14 protein-coding genes are annotated in these 14,948 nt (G+C 57.6%); 9 read left to right on the forward strand and 5 right to left on the reverse strand.

The window, feature by feature from the left end; translation table 11 throughout:
• Positions 1-5 precede the first annotated feature (5 nt).
• Positions 6-1,481, reverse strand: a complete 1,476-nt coding sequence (locus tag JTM80_RS15170) for a calcium-binding protein (protein WP_172357765.1) — start codon at positions 1,479-1,481, stop codon at positions 6-8.
• Positions 1,482-1,888: 407 nt separating this feature from the next.
• On the opposite strand from JTM80_RS15170, the gene JTM80_RS15175 reads away from it, so the two are divergent.
• The 5 genes from JTM80_RS15175 (at position 1,889) to JTM80_RS15195 (ending at position 7,882) form a co-directional block, all read left to right on the forward strand.
• Positions 1,889-2,746, forward strand: coding sequence for an SDH family Clp fold serine proteinase (locus JTM80_RS15175; RefSeq protein WP_205369736.1), 858 nt, complete (start codon positions 1,889-1,891; stop codon positions 2,744-2,746).
• A gap of 662 nt (positions 2,747-3,408) precedes the next feature.
• Complete coding sequence (locus tag JTM80_RS15180; protein ID WP_068509782.1) at positions 3,409-3,720, forward strand: DUF6679 family protein; 312 nt, start codon at positions 3,409-3,411, stop codon at positions 3,718-3,720.
• A gap of 553 nt (positions 3,721-4,273) precedes the next feature.
• Positions 4,274-5,329 (forward strand): glycosyltransferase family 4 protein, encoded by a 1,056-nt coding sequence (locus tag JTM80_RS15185; protein ID WP_172357761.1) that lies wholly within the window; start codon positions 4,274-4,276, stop codon positions 5,327-5,329.
• Positions 5,330-5,347: 18 nt separating this feature from the next.
• Positions 5,348-6,640 (forward strand): competence/damage-inducible protein A, encoded by a 1,293-nt coding sequence (locus JTM80_RS15190; RefSeq protein ID WP_172357759.1) that lies wholly within the window; start codon positions 5,348-5,350, stop codon positions 6,638-6,640.
• A 171-nt stretch (positions 6,641-6,811) separates the two neighbouring features.
• The gene (locus JTM80_RS15195; protein ID WP_172357757.1) at positions 6,812-7,882 is read left to right on the forward strand and encodes an LOG family protein; all 1,071 of its coding nucleotides are present in this window, start codon (positions 6,812-6,814) and stop codon (positions 7,880-7,882) included.
• A 248-nt stretch (positions 7,883-8,130) separates the two neighbouring features.
• On the opposite strand, the gene JTM80_RS15200 is transcribed toward JTM80_RS15195, so the two are convergent.
• Complete coding sequence (locus JTM80_RS15200) at positions 8,131-8,427, reverse strand: hypothetical protein (RefSeq protein ID WP_225906644.1); 297 nt, start codon at positions 8,425-8,427, stop codon at positions 8,131-8,133.
• A 126-nt stretch (positions 8,428-8,553) separates the two neighbouring features.
• Positions 8,554-8,751: a hypothetical protein gene (locus JTM80_RS15205; RefSeq protein WP_172357755.1), complete on the reverse strand. Its 198-nt coding sequence runs from the start codon at positions 8,749-8,751 to the stop codon at positions 8,554-8,556.
• Between the two features lie 62 nt (positions 8,752-8,813).
• Here JTM80_RS15205 and JTM80_RS15210 point away from each other — a divergent pair, with 62 nt between their 5' ends.
• The 3 genes from JTM80_RS15210 to hpsP all read left to right on the forward strand — a co-directional run bounded on the left by JTM80_RS15210 (position 8,814) and on the right by hpsP (position 11,892).
• Positions 8,814-9,329 (forward strand): hypothetical protein, encoded by a 516-nt coding sequence (locus tag JTM80_RS15210; RefSeq protein ID WP_172357753.1) that lies wholly within the window; start codon positions 8,814-8,816, stop codon positions 9,327-9,329.
• Positions 9,330-10,502, forward strand: a complete 1,173-nt coding sequence (locus JTM80_RS15215) for a glycosyltransferase (protein ID WP_172357751.1) — start codon at positions 9,330-9,332, stop codon at positions 10,500-10,502.
• A gap of 166 nt (positions 10,503-10,668) precedes the next feature.
• Complete coding sequence (gene hpsP / locus JTM80_RS15220) at positions 10,669-11,892, forward strand: hormogonium polysaccharide biosynthesis glycosyltransferase HpsP (RefSeq protein ID WP_205369737.1); 1,224 nt, start codon at positions 10,669-10,671, stop codon at positions 11,890-11,892.
• A gap of 155 nt (positions 11,893-12,047) precedes the next feature.
• Here hpsP and JTM80_RS15225 read toward each other — a convergent pair whose 3' ends face one another.
• Together JTM80_RS15225 and devC are read right to left on the reverse strand one after the other, a co-directional pair.
• Entirely contained in the window at positions 12,048-12,230 is a 183-nt protein-coding gene (locus JTM80_RS15225) for a hypothetical protein (RefSeq protein ID WP_172357747.1), read from the reverse strand.
• A gap of 386 nt (positions 12,231-12,616) precedes the next feature.
• A complete protein-coding gene (devC, locus tag JTM80_RS15230; protein WP_172357745.1) occupies positions 12,617-13,780 on the reverse strand; it encodes an ABC transporter permease DevC in 1,164 nt (387 codons plus the stop codon).
• A gap of 462 nt (positions 13,781-14,242) precedes the next feature.
• Between devC and lexA the strand changes: the two genes are divergently transcribed.
• A complete protein-coding gene (lexA, locus tag JTM80_RS15235; RefSeq protein WP_172357743.1) occupies positions 14,243-14,860 on the forward strand; it encodes a transcriptional repressor LexA in 618 nt (205 codons plus the stop codon).
• Positions 14,861-14,948: the final 88 nt, after the last annotated feature.

The following is a 14,948-nucleotide window of genomic DNA, read 5'->3' on the forward strand; positions in this document are numbered from 1 at the left end:
GTCCCTCAGGCAACGTAGGTGAACTGGCTGCTCGTGAGGTTGAGCCGTGCGCCTTGCACAATGGCAATGAGTTCGTCGGGGCCGCTGCTTTGCCGCAGGAAAATTTGCGTGCTGATGCCCAGGTTTTGTAGGCGATAGTCGGCGGCTTTGCCCTTCAGTTGGAGGCGATCGCCCGTGCCAAATTCCGTAATCAGCGCGTAATCGTTTAGCCCTGCTTGGTTGGGGTTGCCGTCATCATAAAACACGCCCCTGGCGTTGCCCAGCAGGGATACATCGGGGCCGTTGCCGCCATTGAGAACATCCACCTCGCCCCGCCCGGGCCGCTGCGAGTCTGGGTTCACGCCAATCAGCGTATCGGCTCCGTTGCCGCCAATCAGCGTATCCCTGCCTGCGCCGCCGACCAGTTGATCGGCTCCGTTGCCGCCATTCAGCGAGTCGTTGCCATTGTTGCCCAGCAAGGTGTCGTTGCCCGCCCCGCCGAAGATCGTGTCGTTGCCTGCGCCGCCTTGCATCAGGTCGTTGCCGCCGTTGCCAAAGATTTGGTCATTGCCGCCTGCGCCGTTGGCCGTGTTGTCGGCATCGTCGCCCACCAAAAAGTTATCTTGCTCTGGAGCCAGGGCCGCCCGTGCGCCCAGCACCAGCCCCAAAAAGGAGAAGTTGGGCGAGATGCGGAGGGCTTCCACGCTGGCACGAGACACCAGTTGAGCCGCCAGCCCCGGATTGACAAAATTGAGCGCTGCCAGAAACTCGTTGAAATCGGAATCGCCAATGAAGCTAAACGTAGGGCTGCTGAGTTCGGCAATGGAGAGTTCTGTCGTGGTGTAACCTTCGGGCGGCGTGCTGAGCAGGCGGCGGATTTGACCATGCTTGTCGAGCAGGGTGATGGGGTTAATCGCAGGGTCGGTGTAGGCCTGCAAGACCACCTTGCCGTTGATAAACGCCTGCCCGCCCAGCGACACAAAATCGCCTTTGACCACGTAATGGGTGACGGTCTTGTCTGTGCCACCTGCGGCAAGGAACTGAGCGGCGATCGCCCCGCTGGTTCCTGGCGAGTTAAACGTGACGATTTCCCCCACCAAATCCGTTAGCTCAGCGGCCGCAATTTGGGCAATGCCGCCGCCCAAGCTGTGGCCGATAATATCGGGACGCACGCCCGTCGCCGCAAAGGTGGCTAGCAGCCCGTCTTCCAGGTCGTCTTGATTTGCTTGAAACTGGGCAAACCCAACCCCATTGGGATCTCGGTTGGCCAAATCGTCTAACAGTTCGTTCGTCTGCCGAAACACCAGCACGGGCGGCTTCCCCGGCGTGGTGGACTTCAGCCCCAATGCCTGAAAGCCCGTCGTGGGGTCGTTGAAAATTTGGTCAATGGTGTAGCCTGCCTGAGCTAGAGATGCATCAACCTGCGGCTGAAACTGGGGGTTGTCGGATACCGCGACGATTTCTTTAGCCAGAATTTCGTAAATCGGATGGAGAGGGTTCATGGTGTCGTGTGGTTGTAAAAGAGCCTAGGGCTGAGTTTTGAGGCTGAGTTTTGAGGCTGAGTTTTGAGGCTGGGTGATGAGGCTGGGTGATGGGGCTGGGTGATCGCCCGTCTGCCATCTGTGCTGCCATCTGTGCTGCCATCCGTTCTGCTATCTATAGCGCTGATTCTGGGCAGGTTTATTTTTTCTTTCACCCCGCCATGACCGATGAGACACGCACTGGGTTCCACTTTGTTACAAAATAGCCTGTGAGAATTAATTCATCCGGTTATCTGGCGAACTGTCTGAAATGGCAGACTAAAATGGCAAATTGCTCGGAGACATCCAGATGTCTGACTTTCAAGTTCTGGCGTTCAGCCTGCGAAATCCCCAGTTTTCTGTCTCCTTCGCCCCCCTAGCTTCCTCCCATGAGTCTTGTTAATCTTCTAATCGTCTTTTTTCTGATCTCTTCCATTTCCCCTTTAATTCAGCGGTTTTTAACCGAGCGGCGGCGGCTGATGACGATCCAGGCGTTCGAGCGCAGTCGCGGCAGTCGGGTCATTTTGCTCATCCACCGCCAGGAATCCATCAGTTTTCTGGGCGTTCCCGTTTCTCGCTTCATCAGCATCGAAGACTCTGAGCAGGTGCTACGGGCGATCCGGCTGACCCCACCCAATGTGCCCATCGACCTGATCTTGCATACCCCAGGGGGACTGGTGCTGGCGACCGAGCAAATTGCCCGCGCCCTAGTGCGCCATCCGGCCAAGGTGACGGTGTTTGTGCCCCACTACGCCATGAGCGGCGGCACGATGCTGGCGATGGCTGCCGATGAAATCGTGATGGACGAAAACGCAGTGCTGGGCCCGGTCGATCCGCAGTTGGGCAGCACGCCCGCTGCCAGCGTGTTGAAGGTGCTGGAAGACAAGCCCATCAGCGATATCGATGACCAGACCATCGTGACCGCCGACATCGCCCGCAAAGCCATTCGCCAAGTGCAAAAGTTTGTCCGCACGCTGCTCGAAGACTGCGTGCCCAAGCGTAAAATCGAGCCTGAAAGAATTGACCGCATTATCGAAGCGCTGACGACGGGGCAGGTGACGCACGACTACCCGATTTCGGTAGAAGAAGCGCAGGAACTTGGGCTACACGTCGTTGTTGGGCTACCCAAGATTATCTACAGCCTGATGGATCTGTATCCGCAGCCGTCGATGGGCCGCCCCACCGTGCAATACATTCCGCTGCCCTACGAAAACCGCCCGATGCTGCCGGAGTCTATTAAGGAGTAGGGATTAAGACCGATACATCTGGGTGACTTCTCGCAGTTTTAGTCCAGGCGGGATGATTAGAGCTTAGGGAGATTGCTGCAAGCGCGTTAGTCCTGAGCGTAGGGATTGGTCGGGTCTTTCTGGAATTTCTGGAATTTTAAGGATGCGATAAAGCCCTTGAGAACTGGCGCGGATTGAGTCCCCGTGCGGATTAAGCTGGATTTCAGGTCGGTTTTCCAACTGACCTCTCACTCTGGCAAACAATCGCTAAAATAGTGGAAAGAATAGCCAAGAGCTATACTTAGTAACTTCGCCCTCTTCACAAGTGCAGACGTTCAGGCTTTAATTTGCATTAACGAGACCTGGCCTTGGGCATTGGTAAAGTTTAATGGTCTACCCCAACTCAAAAACCTTCTGGACTGGGCAAGTTCTCCATCCTCCTTTGCTTCCAAAGAATTTAAGCTCTTCGCGGCTGTTCTTTTTGCAAAACCGCATCGAGATTAACAGACAGCCCGTGATCAAAAGTTTTCAGATGGTAGGAATATCTAGCTGGGGTCTGCCCTTGGGTTCAAGTTTGAGGCTGTGCCTGCTTGACCTGCCAGCTTGATGTAGGGGCTGTGACCTAGAGATGAGGTCGCAGCAGGGTTACGGTTTGATTGTTATCAGTTCAGGAGAAGCAATTCATGCTACACCGCAAGATCTATCAACTCTGTTGTGATGGTCGGGAAGTCTGGATTTTCTTGCGGGATCAGCAGCGATGGATTGAGCGAGCGCGAATTCTCGACATCGAAGGCGATCTGGTGACGCTGCGCTACGAAACGGAAGAAGAAGACGAGATGTGTTCGTGGGAAGAGATGATTCGACTGGAAAGCATTGGCTCGGTGATGCAAAAGTTGGCGACGGTGCCGCGAGGCGATTCGGAACCGCTGGTGTCGGAAGATTGCCCTGAGGCGGAGCAAATCCGCAACCATCATCCAGAGTCAAACCCTGAGTAGAGCTTTGGGGGTTCTGGGCGATCGCCCCCAAATTGCCCCCAAATTGCCCCCAAATTGCCCCCAAATTGCCCCCAAATTGCCCCGAATGCACCTGAATCGCCCTGAGCAGAGGTTCGCAGTGTTGCCGTTGACTGGGCTAAAGTCCAGCACGCTGGGGCAGACTCCGTAGAACAGACTCAATAGAAAAGGTGCCGAATGGCGATCGCCCTGAGAGTTGCTCTTGGGGCGATGTCGTTTTGGGCAATGCCAGCTTAATTAGAGTTTAATTAGAGCGAAGCAAGTTTAAATGTCTTAATCTAAGTGGGATGCGGTATTCTGAATGATGTTTTAGCAAGTCCGTCGCTCAGCCTGTCTCTCGACCTTCTCAATGAGGGCGATCGCCCTCACCTGCCCTAACCTCACTTAGCCTCTAACCTCACCTAGCCTCTAACCTCACCTAATCAGTGCGTCCTGGCGGCGTTCACTCGAAAGTTTTTTGATACGCCCAGTTTTGGGGTACAACATTGCGTAGGTTAACCATAAGTCCTTTTGCACTTCGCCTCCCAAACTTCAGATGCCGCCTTATATTCACTATCATCTGATCGCGTTTCTCGTCGCTGTCGCGGTTGTTCTTGTTTCAACGCCGATCGTCAAAAACTTGGGCATCCGCAGCGGGCGAGTCGATATGCCAGGTGGCCGCAAGGTTCACAAGCGCCCGATGGTGCGGCTTGGCGGCGTGTCCATTTTTCTGGGGACCGTCGCCGCGCTGGTGGTGGTTTGGCTGATGGGCGGGTTTGGCGTGCTGCCGCCCGATAAAGAATACGAAGTATGGGGCGTGGTCATCGGCGGACTAGCCTTTTTCCTAATTGGGCTGGCGGATGACCTGTTCTGCCTGTCGCCCAGCGTGCGCCTGGTGCTGCAAGCGGTTTTTGCCACGGCAGCCTGGTTTGCAGGCGTGCAGATTGATTTCCTCTCGGTTCCCTTCGATGGGCTGGTAGGGCTAGCGCCGTGGGTGAGTCTGCCGATTACCGTCCTCTGGCTGGTGGGCATGGCCAATGCGATTAACTGGATCGACGGGCTGGATGGACTGGCGGCCGGTGTGGCGGGCATTGCCTCGATGGTGATGCTGGTGGTGTGTTTATTCATGAACCAGCCTGCGGCAGCGCTGATTGTGGCGGCTCTCGGCGGCGCGAGTTTCGCATTTCTCCGCTACAACTTCAATCCAGCGCAGATTTTTATGGGCGATGGTGGTGCGTATTTTATCGGCTTTACGCTGGCTGGCGTTGGCGTGATTGGGCTGGTCAAGAGCGTGACCACAGCGGCGGTGCTGCTGCCTTACATTATTTTGGCCGTGCCGATTCTGGATATGTCGGCGGTCATTTTGGATCGCATCCGCAGCGGCAAGTCGCCCTTTAAGGCTGACAAGCGCCACCTGCATCACCGCCTGCTGAAGGCTGGACTGCCTCACCGCATGACGGTATTGGTGATCTACGCGCTGACGTTTTGGGTGGGCAGTCTGGCGCTGGCGTTTTCTGGAATCCCCAGCGGTCTGGCCTATGCCATCGTGGCCACGCTGCTGCTTACCTATGCAGCGTGGCAGGCTCGCAAACACGCCCGCTCCCAAGGATAGTGTGGTTAAGGACGGTTCATGATTGACCTTTCGGCTGGTGCGGCGCATCCTGCCCAGAGTTTTGGGGCAGAGGTGATTTGCGTTGGCACAGAGCTACTGCTCGGCGAAATTCTTAACAGCAATGCCCAGTTTTTGGCTCAAGAACTGGCGGCGCTGGGCATTCCGCATTATTACCAGACCGTGGTGGGGGACAATGTTCGGCGGCTCCAGGCGGCGATCGCCATTGCCTGTGAGCGATCGCGCTTGCTGATTTTCACGGGGGGATTGGGCCCCACACCGGATGATTTGACCACCGAGGCGATCGCCGATTTTTTTCAGGCCCCCTTGGTGGAACGGCCAGAAGTCTTGGACGACATCACGCAAAAATACGCCGCCCGTGGCCGCGTGATGACCGACAACAACCGCAAACAGGCCCTGCTTCCCCAAGGGGCGGCGGTGCTGGCAAACCGCACGGGCACGGCCCCCGGCATGATTTGGGAGGCGCGTCCGGGGCTAATCATTCTCACCTTTCCTGGCGTGCCCAGTGAAATGCAGGCCATGTGGCGCGAAGTGGCGGTGCCGTTCCTCCGCAGTCGTGGCTTTGGGCAAGCGCCGATCTACAGCCGCACGCTGCGCTTTTGGGGCATTACGGAATCGGCGCTGGCGGAGAAAGTCGCCCCCCTGTTTGACCTCACCCATCCCACCGTTGCGCCCTACGCGGGCAAAGGCGAGGTGCGGCTGCGCGTCTCTGCCAAGGCCGAGTCTGAGGCGGCGGCAATGGCGGCGATCGCCCCCGTCGTTGAGCAAATCCAGCAAATTGCTGGGGCCGACTACTACGGTCAGGACGACGACACCCTAGCCTCGGTGGTGGGGCAGCGTTTGCAAAGGGCCGGCCAAACGCTCTCGATCGCAGAATCCTGCACAGGCGGCGGGCTGGGCAGCTTTTTGACCACGGTTCCCGGCAGTTCCCGCTACTTTTGGGGCGGCGTTGTTTCCTACGACAACTCGGTCAAAGAATCCCTACTGGGGGTCAATCCCGACGATCTGGCGAACTCTGGAGCCGTCAGCGCGACGGTGGCTGAACAAATGGCCCAGGGCGTGCGATCGCGTCTGGGCACCACCTGGGGCCTCAGCATCACAGGCATCGCCGGGCCAGACGGAGGCAGCACCGACAAGCCCGTCGGCCTGGTCTACATCGGCCTCGCCGGGCCCAAAAACCAAGTCACCAGCCACCGCTTCCTCTTCGGCGCGAGCCGCGGCCGCGAATGGATTCGTTGGCTAAGCGTATGCAGCGCCCTAGATCTACTGCGACGGCAGCTACAAGAGCCATAAAGAAGATAACCATCCCTTTTTATCTTTTCGTTCTTCGCTCTTCCCTCTTCGCTCTTCGTTCTTCGCTCTTCGTTCTTCGCTCTTCGTTCTTCCCTCTTCCTGCCATAGCCGAAACACCCGCGAGTCACAAAGATCTCGTAAAATAAGGATTCGCGCTGTTTGGAAAGTTGCATGTCTTCATTGTCCAAGTCCGCTGCCTCGGAGTCGCTGTCGCACCAAATTGAACAACTGCTCCACGACCTACCTTCTCTGGAGCATGGAGATTTGATCCAGCAGGCGCTCTCGACCATTGTGCAACTGTCCCGCACCGATGCCGATCGCCTCGATTGGAAGATCCTCAGCGCGGCGCTGCAAGACATGGGGCGAGCGTTTGAACTGTTTCACCCCTATCGCCACGTCCGCAAAATTTCTATCTTTGGCTCTGCCCGCATTAAGCCCAGCAGCCCGACCTATCAAATGGCGATGGACTTTGCTCGCTGCGTGACGCTCCACGGCTTTATGGTAATCACGGGCGGCGGGCCGGGCATTATGCAGGCCGGCAACGAGGGCGCAGGCACAGACAAATCCTTTGGGCTAAATATCCAGCTTCCATTTGAGCAGGGGTCGAACCCAATTTTAGAAGGCGGCGACAAGCTGGTGAATTTCAAATACTTCTTCACCCGCAAGCTGTTTTTCCTGCGGGAAAGCGATGCGCTGGCGCTGTTTCCTGGCGGATTTGGCACGCAGGATGAGGCGTTTGAGTGCCTGACGCTGATGCAAACGGGCAAGTCGGGCTTGCTGCCGCTGGTGCTGTTGGAAACGCCGGGAGATGATTATTGGCAAAGCTGGGAAAGCTACATCAAAGATCAACTGCTGGAGGCAGGGCTGATCAGCGCCGACGACCTGCATCTGTATACGATTACCGACCGGGTGGATGCCGCCTGTGAGGCGATCGCCAGCTTTTATCGGGTCTATCACTCCAGCCGCTACGTCGGCCCCAACCTAGTGCTGCGGCTGAATCAGGCGCTTTCAGAAGAAGAACTGGACTATCTCAACGCAAACTTCAGCGATATCCTGGTGCGTGGCAAAATTGCCCAAATGTCTGCACTGCCCCAAGAAGCCGACGCAGTAGAAATTTCCCACTTGCCCCGACTGGTGTTTGAATTTAACCAGCGCGACTTAGGGCGGTTGTACCAGATGATCCGCACTATCAACCGCCTCGGCGCAACCCCACCCGAAAAAGCCCACCCAGAGCAAAAGTAACACCACCAGTGATGTTTAAGTAGATAGAAAGAACAGATCCTGAACCCTGTGCCGCCCGCTGCGCAGGCGGCACAGGGTCTTTGGGTTTTATATTTATTAATGTCCACCTACTTACCATTGGCTGGAGACTGCGCCCGAACAGTTCACCGCGCTATGCAAAAGGTTTGTATGGTCTAGCGCAAGCTGTCCTTCAAAGCGTCTGCAAAGCCTGTAGTTTTTCCTTGCACGGGGCGATCGCACTCCTGTTCTTACTCGTTTGCGCTGGGGTTGCTGCGGATTTCGCGGTGGAGGTAGCGCAGCACTTCGCCGGGGCGACCGTCGAGGACGATGCCGTTGGGCAGGAGGTCGAGGGCGTGCGTCCACTCGAAGCGTTCGGCGTAGCGGAGCAGGTGCAAACGGTCAATCGCCAGTTGCGCGTCTTCGGGCAGGCCGATGATGCAGTGGCGCAGGCGGCGACGGTGGGGCAGTTCGCAGGTGAGCGGGGGCAGCGAAAACTGGGTCGCCTCCGAGAATGGGGACGACCAAGTGTATTGAATTGTCAGCATTTGGAGCTTCCTCCAGGAAACGAGGTAGGGAAACCCCGAAATGTTGGCCGCCCACGGACGTGAAGCGCTAGGACAGGGCGGCCTACAATGAACGCAGCCCTGAGACAGCCGTTACCTGTCAAGGGGTCAGGCGTTGGTGGGTGTTGGACGCACCTGCCAATACCGTAGGTGACTAAACGACCAAAATTTCGGGGGAAAGGCAAGCTGCACTGATAGGAATCGAATTGCAGCCTGATGGACGTTTGTACTGGATGCGATCGCCCTCGTCAATTGTCCTGCGCCAGGAGTCAGCACCTCGGCGATATTTGCAGTAGCGGCGGCCATCGGAGCTTGCTATTATCGAGCCGGACTGCATTTTCCAGAGCCAAGTTTCTGGGGCCCTCTCTATGGTGATTTCAACATTGCGAACGGCAACACCGGATGCAAGGCGGGCTATGACTGGAGGCGATCGCCCTTCTGGTCGGGCAAGACCATCTCGCCGCGGCGTTTGGGCCAGTGGACTGGCGATCGCCCTCCTCACCACAGGCTGTAGCGAAAGCAAGCTGGCTCAGTGCAATCGGCTATCGCAGGTGGTGAACGGCACAGTCGCGGAGGTGCAGGCGGTGGTGCAAGCCAATAGCCAACCCAATGACCAGGCATTCTCCGCCGTTGCCGACCGCTTCGAGCAGGGTAAGGCTGCCGTATCTGCTGTAGACCTCAGCGATGCCCAATTGAATGACTATAAGGGACAACTGCTGACCCTCTACGACCAGATCATCACCGCCGCCCGCAAAGTCTCCACCGCGCTTCAGCAGGAAAACTTTGAGGCTGCCAGAGCCGCCCATCAGGAGTTTCTCACCGCCGCCAATCAGGAAAGCCCGCTGGTGGATGAGGTCAACACCTATTGCCAGGTTTCGCCCTAGATGCGCCTTTGGGTCGTCAGCCACACCTACATCGTGGATCTGAATTGCGACAAGCTGAAGGTGATGGCGGCGCTGGCGGTTGATGGGGGCAAACCCTTGGATATTACTGTGATCGTGCCGCGCACCTGGAAACCGGGCGGCGTGGTGGGCGGCACGATTCGTCCCCAGGGCTATGACCAGGGCAACTTCCGCGTCGTGCCCGTGGGCAACTTTAGCCAGACGCATCAGGGCTTGCTCTGCTTTCGCACCGAATTGGTGTCCCTGCTGCGGCAGCATCCACCGGACGTGATTCAGGTGGAGCAGGGGACAAAGTCCCTGGCCTATGCCCAGTTGATTGCGCTGAATCGGCTGCTAAAGCTGGGCGCAAAGCGGGTGCTGTTTACCTGGTGGAATTTGCCCTACAGACTGCGGCCGCCGCTGCTCTGGCTGGAGCGTTATAACCTGCACCACACCGACGGGGCGATCGCCGGAAATCGGGATGCGGCGGCGATTCTGCGACAGCGCGGCTACTGTGGCCCAGTCACCGTGCTGCCCCAGCTTGGGGTAAATGAGCAGCAGTTTTGCCCCCGTCCCCAGCCGGAGTGGGCGGCGGCACTTGGCCTTTTGCCCAAAGACTGTCCCGAAGAATTTACCGTGGGCTATATCGGGCGCTTTGTGCCAGAAAAGGGACTGCGAACCCTGGCAGAGGCGCTGGCGGGGCTGCCTGAGTTGCCCTGGCGCTGGCTGTTGGTGGGGCGGGGCCCGCTGCGGGCAGAGGTGGTGGCGCGGATGCAGCAGGCGGGGTTGGGCGATCGCCTCCGATGGGTTGAGTCTGTGCCCCATGCCGACATTCCGCGCTATCTCAACGTCATGAATGCGCTGGTGCTGCCGTCGGAAACCACGCCCCACTGGAAGGAGCAGTTTGGCCATGTGCTGATCGAGGCAATGGCCTGTGGGGTTCCGGTAATCGGCTCCGACTCTGGCGAAATTCCCCACGTCATTGGCGATGCGGGGCTGGTGTTTCCTGAAGGCCAGGTGGCCGCCTTGCGCGATCGCCTCCAGTCCCTCATGCAGCGCCCTGCCCTGGCCGACGACCTGGCCGCCCGTGGCCACCAGCGGGCGATCGCCCACTTTACCAATCGCGTCCTAGCGGAAAAGCAGCTTGCGTTCTATGACCAAGTAATGATCGAGTAATGACCAAGTAATGATCGAGTAATAATCAAATAATGACCAGGTAATGATCGAGTAATAACCAGATAATGACCAAGTAATGACTAAGTGATGTTATCTGCATGACGTGATTTCATAATGTGATCTTGTGATGTGATTTCATGATGTGACCCGATTCCCCCATCCCTTAATGCGCCTTGTCCACATCATTCCTGCCATTTCTCCCGTCTACGGCGGCCCTAGCCAGATGATCGCAGGCTTCTCGAAGGCGCTGGCGGCGGCCGGGGTGGCGGTGACGATCCTGACGACGGATGCCAATGGGGATTCAGGACAAGCGCCGCTGGCGGTGCCGCTGGGCGTGCCTATGGCGCAGGATGGGTATGAGATTCGCTACTTTCGGCGGACGGGCTGGCGGCGCTACAAGTTTTCGGCGGGGCTGCTGGGGTGGCTGGCAACCCAGACGGCGGCGTTTGACCTGGCCCATATCCACGCGCTGTTTTCGCCCGTCAGCTCGACCGCAGCGGCGATCGCCCGCACGCGACACCTGCCCTATGTCCTGCGGCCGCTGGGCACGCTCGACCCCATCGATCTGCAAAAAAAGCGGCGGCTGAAGCAGCTTTATGCCACGCTCATCGAGCGGCAAAACCTGGCGGGGGCGGCGGCAGTTCACTTTACCAGTCGCCAGGAGGCGGCTACTGCCGAGCGGTTTGGGCTAACCTTGCGGGACTGGATTTTGCCACTGGGGGTAGATCTGGCGGAGTTTGCCGCTGCGCCTGCCGAACGACGGGCGATTCGCGAAGCAATCTCTACGGGAATCGCCCAGACCGTGCGCGATCGCCTCGCCATTCCGCCCGATCGCCCAGTGGTGCTGTTTCTTTCGCGGCTCGACCCCAAAAAAGGGCTAGATCTGCTGATACCCGCGCTAGAGCAGGTGCAGGCAGCGGGCATCCCGTTTCACTGGATTCTGGCAGGCGGCAACCCCCAGAATCCCGATTACGAAAAGCAAGTGGGCGATCGCCTAAATGCCTCTCCGCTGCGGGCTTGCACCACCCAGACCGGGTTCGTGTCCGCCCAGGCACGGCGCGATCTGCTGCTGGCGGCAGATCTGTTTGTGCTGCCGTCCTACTACGAGAACTTTGGGATTGCCGTTGCCGAAGCGATGGCGGCGGGGCTGCCCGTGGTGGTGTCCGACGCAGTGCCGCTGCACGAAGACGTGACCCAGGCGCAGGCGGGCTGGGTTGTGCCCTGCGAACCTCGTGCCCTGGCCCACACGCTGGCGATCGCCCTGCAAGCCGCCGACCGCCCACAGCGCGGCATCGCCGCCCAGCACTGGGCCCGCGATCATTACGACTGGCGGGCGATCGCCCACCGTGCGATTCAAAAATACGAGGAAACTTTGCAGCAGGTTCGGTAGCGGGTGCAATGCCTTTAGGACTTACGCAGTTGGGCGATTTCGCGCAGGCTGTGGCCACGAGAAGTCGTCCGAAATCCAGAAAACTTATTGCAAGTGCGTAAGCCCTGGCGTTATTGACTTAGGGAATAGACAACGGGAATAGACAACTGGCGCGGCTAGTAGCGGGTGCCGCGCTTGCGGAGTGCGTCTAGCATTTGCTGGCGAACGGCGATCGCCCACTGGTCAAAATCAACTGGATCAACATCAACTGGACTGGTAACAGAATCGGGCTTTTGCTCTAACTTAACTCCGGTAGGCGGAGTGTCAACGCGCTTCGTGTCGGGCTGAGTGCTGTTCATGAGTCGAGCCGATAATGCCTCGGTTAGGTGACCTGCAATTTCTTTCTCATAGTTAACGTAAATAGCAGGGATTTGCCAGATCTGCTATGCAAAAAACGCATTGAAAAGTTGCGCTTTTTGCATAATCCCTCTTGCCATCGTTCAACAATTCCCCTTAGCCGCGATTGCTACAGCAGAATCAAACCCCATCGTCTACCGAGGATAACCGCTTCCGTTCAGCCAGACACCTGGAGCTGGGCGAAGAGGCAGATGACATGAAATTTAACAGTGTGTTTAGCAGGTGTTCCGACAGGTAGAGGCGCTGGGCGATCGCCATAACCCATCCACGCCTTGCGGGGCAGAGGACACAGCTCCGCCTGACAATTCCCTGCAAGGCTCCCAAGCATCTAATTTCCAAACACCTCTGCGGGGTCGGCCGATTGCACCTTGCGAATGGCGATCGCCCCCGAAATTAGGCACATCACCACTGTCGCCAGTAAGGTATTCAGCCCGCGCCCCAGCGTCATCTGCATCAGCAGCCCTGTGGCGTTGGCCGTGAGCCGATACAGCACCAGCGCAATCAGATAGCCAGGAATAAAGCCCATCACGCCCAGCAAGAGCGCCTGTTGAAACACCACACCCAGCAGATAACGATTGGAATAGCCGATCGCCTTCAGGGTGGCGTACTGCGTCCAGTGGTCGGCGACATCGGTGTAGAGAATCTGGTAGACCAGGATGATGCCGACGACGAAGCTCATGATGGTTAGCAGCGTGAACACAAAGCCGATGGCGGTGTTGTTGCGCCAGTAATCCAACTCCATGTCTACGAACTCTGGCTTGGTCAACACGGCCACGTCTTTGGGCAACTGGTCGCGCAGAGTGCGGGCGATCGCATCCACATCCGCCCCGGGCCGCACCCTCAGCAGCCCGATGTCCACCGTGTTCAGGTCGCGGCTCTGCTCCTCCGGCCCCAGGCTGGCAAAATAGCGCAAAAAGTTCTGATCGCTCATGATCACATTGCCATTGGCAGAGGCAAAGTCCGTTCCCAGCGCGTAGGTTCCCACAACCTGTACCTGCTGCTCCGCCAGTTCCGTCACTGTGCCCGTCGTTACGGTTCCCACCTCTGCGCGCGATTTCTCGTCCACAATCACCGTCCAAGGCAACTTCAGCGCCTCCTGGCTGGCCAACACTTCGGGAATCGTCAGCACGGGGTCATTGGGGTTAAACGCCAACACCCGCAGCGGCCGTACCGCCTTGGTTTCGGGATTCTTCCAGGCAGCGCCATCGCGGACATAGAGCGGATAGGCCGCCTCCACGCCGTCAAAGGCCTGCGCCTGATATAGCCGTCGCCGGGCAAACTGTGCCGGAATAAACATGGTGTATTTCAGCCGATTCACCACGATAATTTCGCCGTTTAGCACCTTGAGCAACTGCACTTGGCTGTCGTAGAGTGCGTTCTCAAATCCGCGAAACATGAACATCAGCAGCACCGCAAATGCCACTCCGGCGATCGCCGTTAGCAGGCGGCGACGTTCATAGGTCAGGTTTGACCAGGCAAGGGGTGTTCGCATGGGCCAGGGTGCAAGTGGGCAAGTCAGCCAGTCGGCAAATGAGCCAACTCAGGGAAACGCCGACTCTTTCCTAGGGCATGTTTTAAAACCCTTCTAAAACCCTCGATCCCCCCTAGCCCCCCCCTTAAAAAGGGGGGAACCGAGCCGAACCACTCCGGAAGTCCCCCTTATTTCTAGCGAAGCGGCGCGTAAGCGCGGGGATTTAGGGGGATCGACTCAAGGCAATCAACGACCTAGAAAGTTTTAAGACACTGCCTAGTCTTTTTAGTCTACAGACACTAGTGTGCGGCAGCGTGATGCAGCCGTTCATTCAGTCGCAACCGAACCATAAGCAAATTTAATTGTGAATATTGCTGTCTTTTTGTCTGAAAGGCTAGACAGAATGAAAAAGTTTTGGTACACTTGTTCTTTGAGGTGTAGCTCCAAATCACTCCTCATCAATTCGCCTTTCTCCAAAGCGCTATGGAACCCTTAACCGAAGTCCAGCAGGAACTCTACGACTGGTTGGTGGAATACATCCGCGAAAATCAGCACGCCCCCTCTATCCGCCAGATGATGCAGGCAATGGGGTTGCGATCGCCCGCGCCGATTCAGAGCCGCCTGGAACATCTGCAAAACAAGGGCTATATCGACTGGACGCGGGGCAAGGCCCGGACGCTGCGCCTGCTCCACGGGGTTACCCAAGGCGTACCGATTCGGGGTGAGGTGTTTGCAGGGGGAGCGCTGGAACCCGCGACGGGCGATACAGAGTTCCTCGACATTTCTGGTATGCAGCTTAAGCCGCAGGATTATGCGCTGCGGGTGACGGGCGACAGCATGATCGAGGCCCTAATTGCCGATGGCGATGTGGTGATTATGCGTCCGGTGAAAGAACCAGACAAGCTCAAGAACGGCACGATTGTTGCAGCGCGGGTTGAAGGAGAAGGCAATACCCTGAAGTATTTCTATCGGCGCGGCAACAAGGTCACGCTGAAGCCCGCCAACTCCAAGTACGACCCCATCGAAAGACCCGCTTCAGATGTGCAAATCCAGGGAATGCTGATTGGCGTTTGGCGAGATTTTGGTGCTGGGGTTGGCTAAGACCTACTGCCTTCCTGAAGATTTCTGGATCAGCGCCGCGCTGCCAGTCGATGTGATAGAGAATCGAAAATGCATAGGACTTACGTAG

Origin of the sequence: Thermoleptolyngbya sp. PKUAC-SCTB121, assembly GCF_016919485.1 — a bacterium.
In the GTDB taxonomy this organism is placed as follows: Bacteria; Cyanobacteriota; Cyanobacteriia; order Elainellales; family Elainellaceae; genus Thermoleptolyngbya; species Thermoleptolyngbya sichuanensis.

Bases quoted from the DNA above. Each gene is read 5' to 3' on its own strand.
- JTM80_RS15170 (WP_172357765.1), bottom strand. From the start codon at position 1,481: ATGAACCCTCTCCATCCGATTTACGAAATTCTGGCTAAAGAAATCGTC.
- JTM80_RS15175 (WP_205369736.1), top strand. From the start codon at position 1,889: ATGAGTCTTGTTAATCTTCTAATCGTCTTTTTTCTGATCTCTTCCATT.
- JTM80_RS15180 (WP_068509782.1), top strand. From the start codon at position 3,409: ATGCTACACCGCAAGATCTATCAACTCTGTTGTGATGGTCGGGAAGTC.
- JTM80_RS15185 (WP_172357761.1), top strand. From the start codon at position 4,274: ATGCCGCCTTATATTCACTATCATCTGATCGCGTTTCTCGTCGCTGTC.
- JTM80_RS15190 (WP_172357759.1), top strand. From the start codon at position 5,348: ATGATTGACCTTTCGGCTGGTGCGGCGCATCCTGCCCAGAGTTTTGGG.
- JTM80_RS15195 (WP_172357757.1), top strand. From the start codon at position 6,812: ATGTCTTCATTGTCCAAGTCCGCTGCCTCGGAGTCGCTGTCGCACCAA.
- JTM80_RS15200 (WP_225906644.1), bottom strand. From the start codon at position 8,427: ATGCTGACAATTCAATACACTTGGTCGTCCCCATTCTCGGAGGCGACC.
- JTM80_RS15205 (WP_172357755.1), bottom strand. From the start codon at position 8,751: ATGGCCGCCGCTACTGCAAATATCGCCGAGGTGCTGACTCCTGGCGCA.
- JTM80_RS15210 (WP_172357753.1), top strand. From the start codon at position 8,814: ATGGTGATTTCAACATTGCGAACGGCAACACCGGATGCAAGGCGGGCT.
- JTM80_RS15215 (WP_172357751.1), top strand. From the start codon at position 9,330: ATGCGCCTTTGGGTCGTCAGCCACACCTACATCGTGGATCTGAATTGC.
- hpsP (WP_205369737.1), top strand. From the start codon at position 10,669: ATGCGCCTTGTCCACATCATTCCTGCCATTTCTCCCGTCTACGGCGGC.
- JTM80_RS15225 (WP_172357747.1), bottom strand. From the start codon at position 12,230: ATGAACAGCACTCAGCCCGACACGAAGCGCGTTGACACTCCGCCTACC.
- devC (WP_172357745.1), bottom strand. From the start codon at position 13,780: ATGCGAACACCCCTTGCCTGGTCAAACCTGACCTATGAACGTCGCCGC.
- lexA (WP_172357743.1), top strand. From the start codon at position 14,243: ATGGAACCCTTAACCGAAGTCCAGCAGGAACTCTACGACTGGTTGGTG.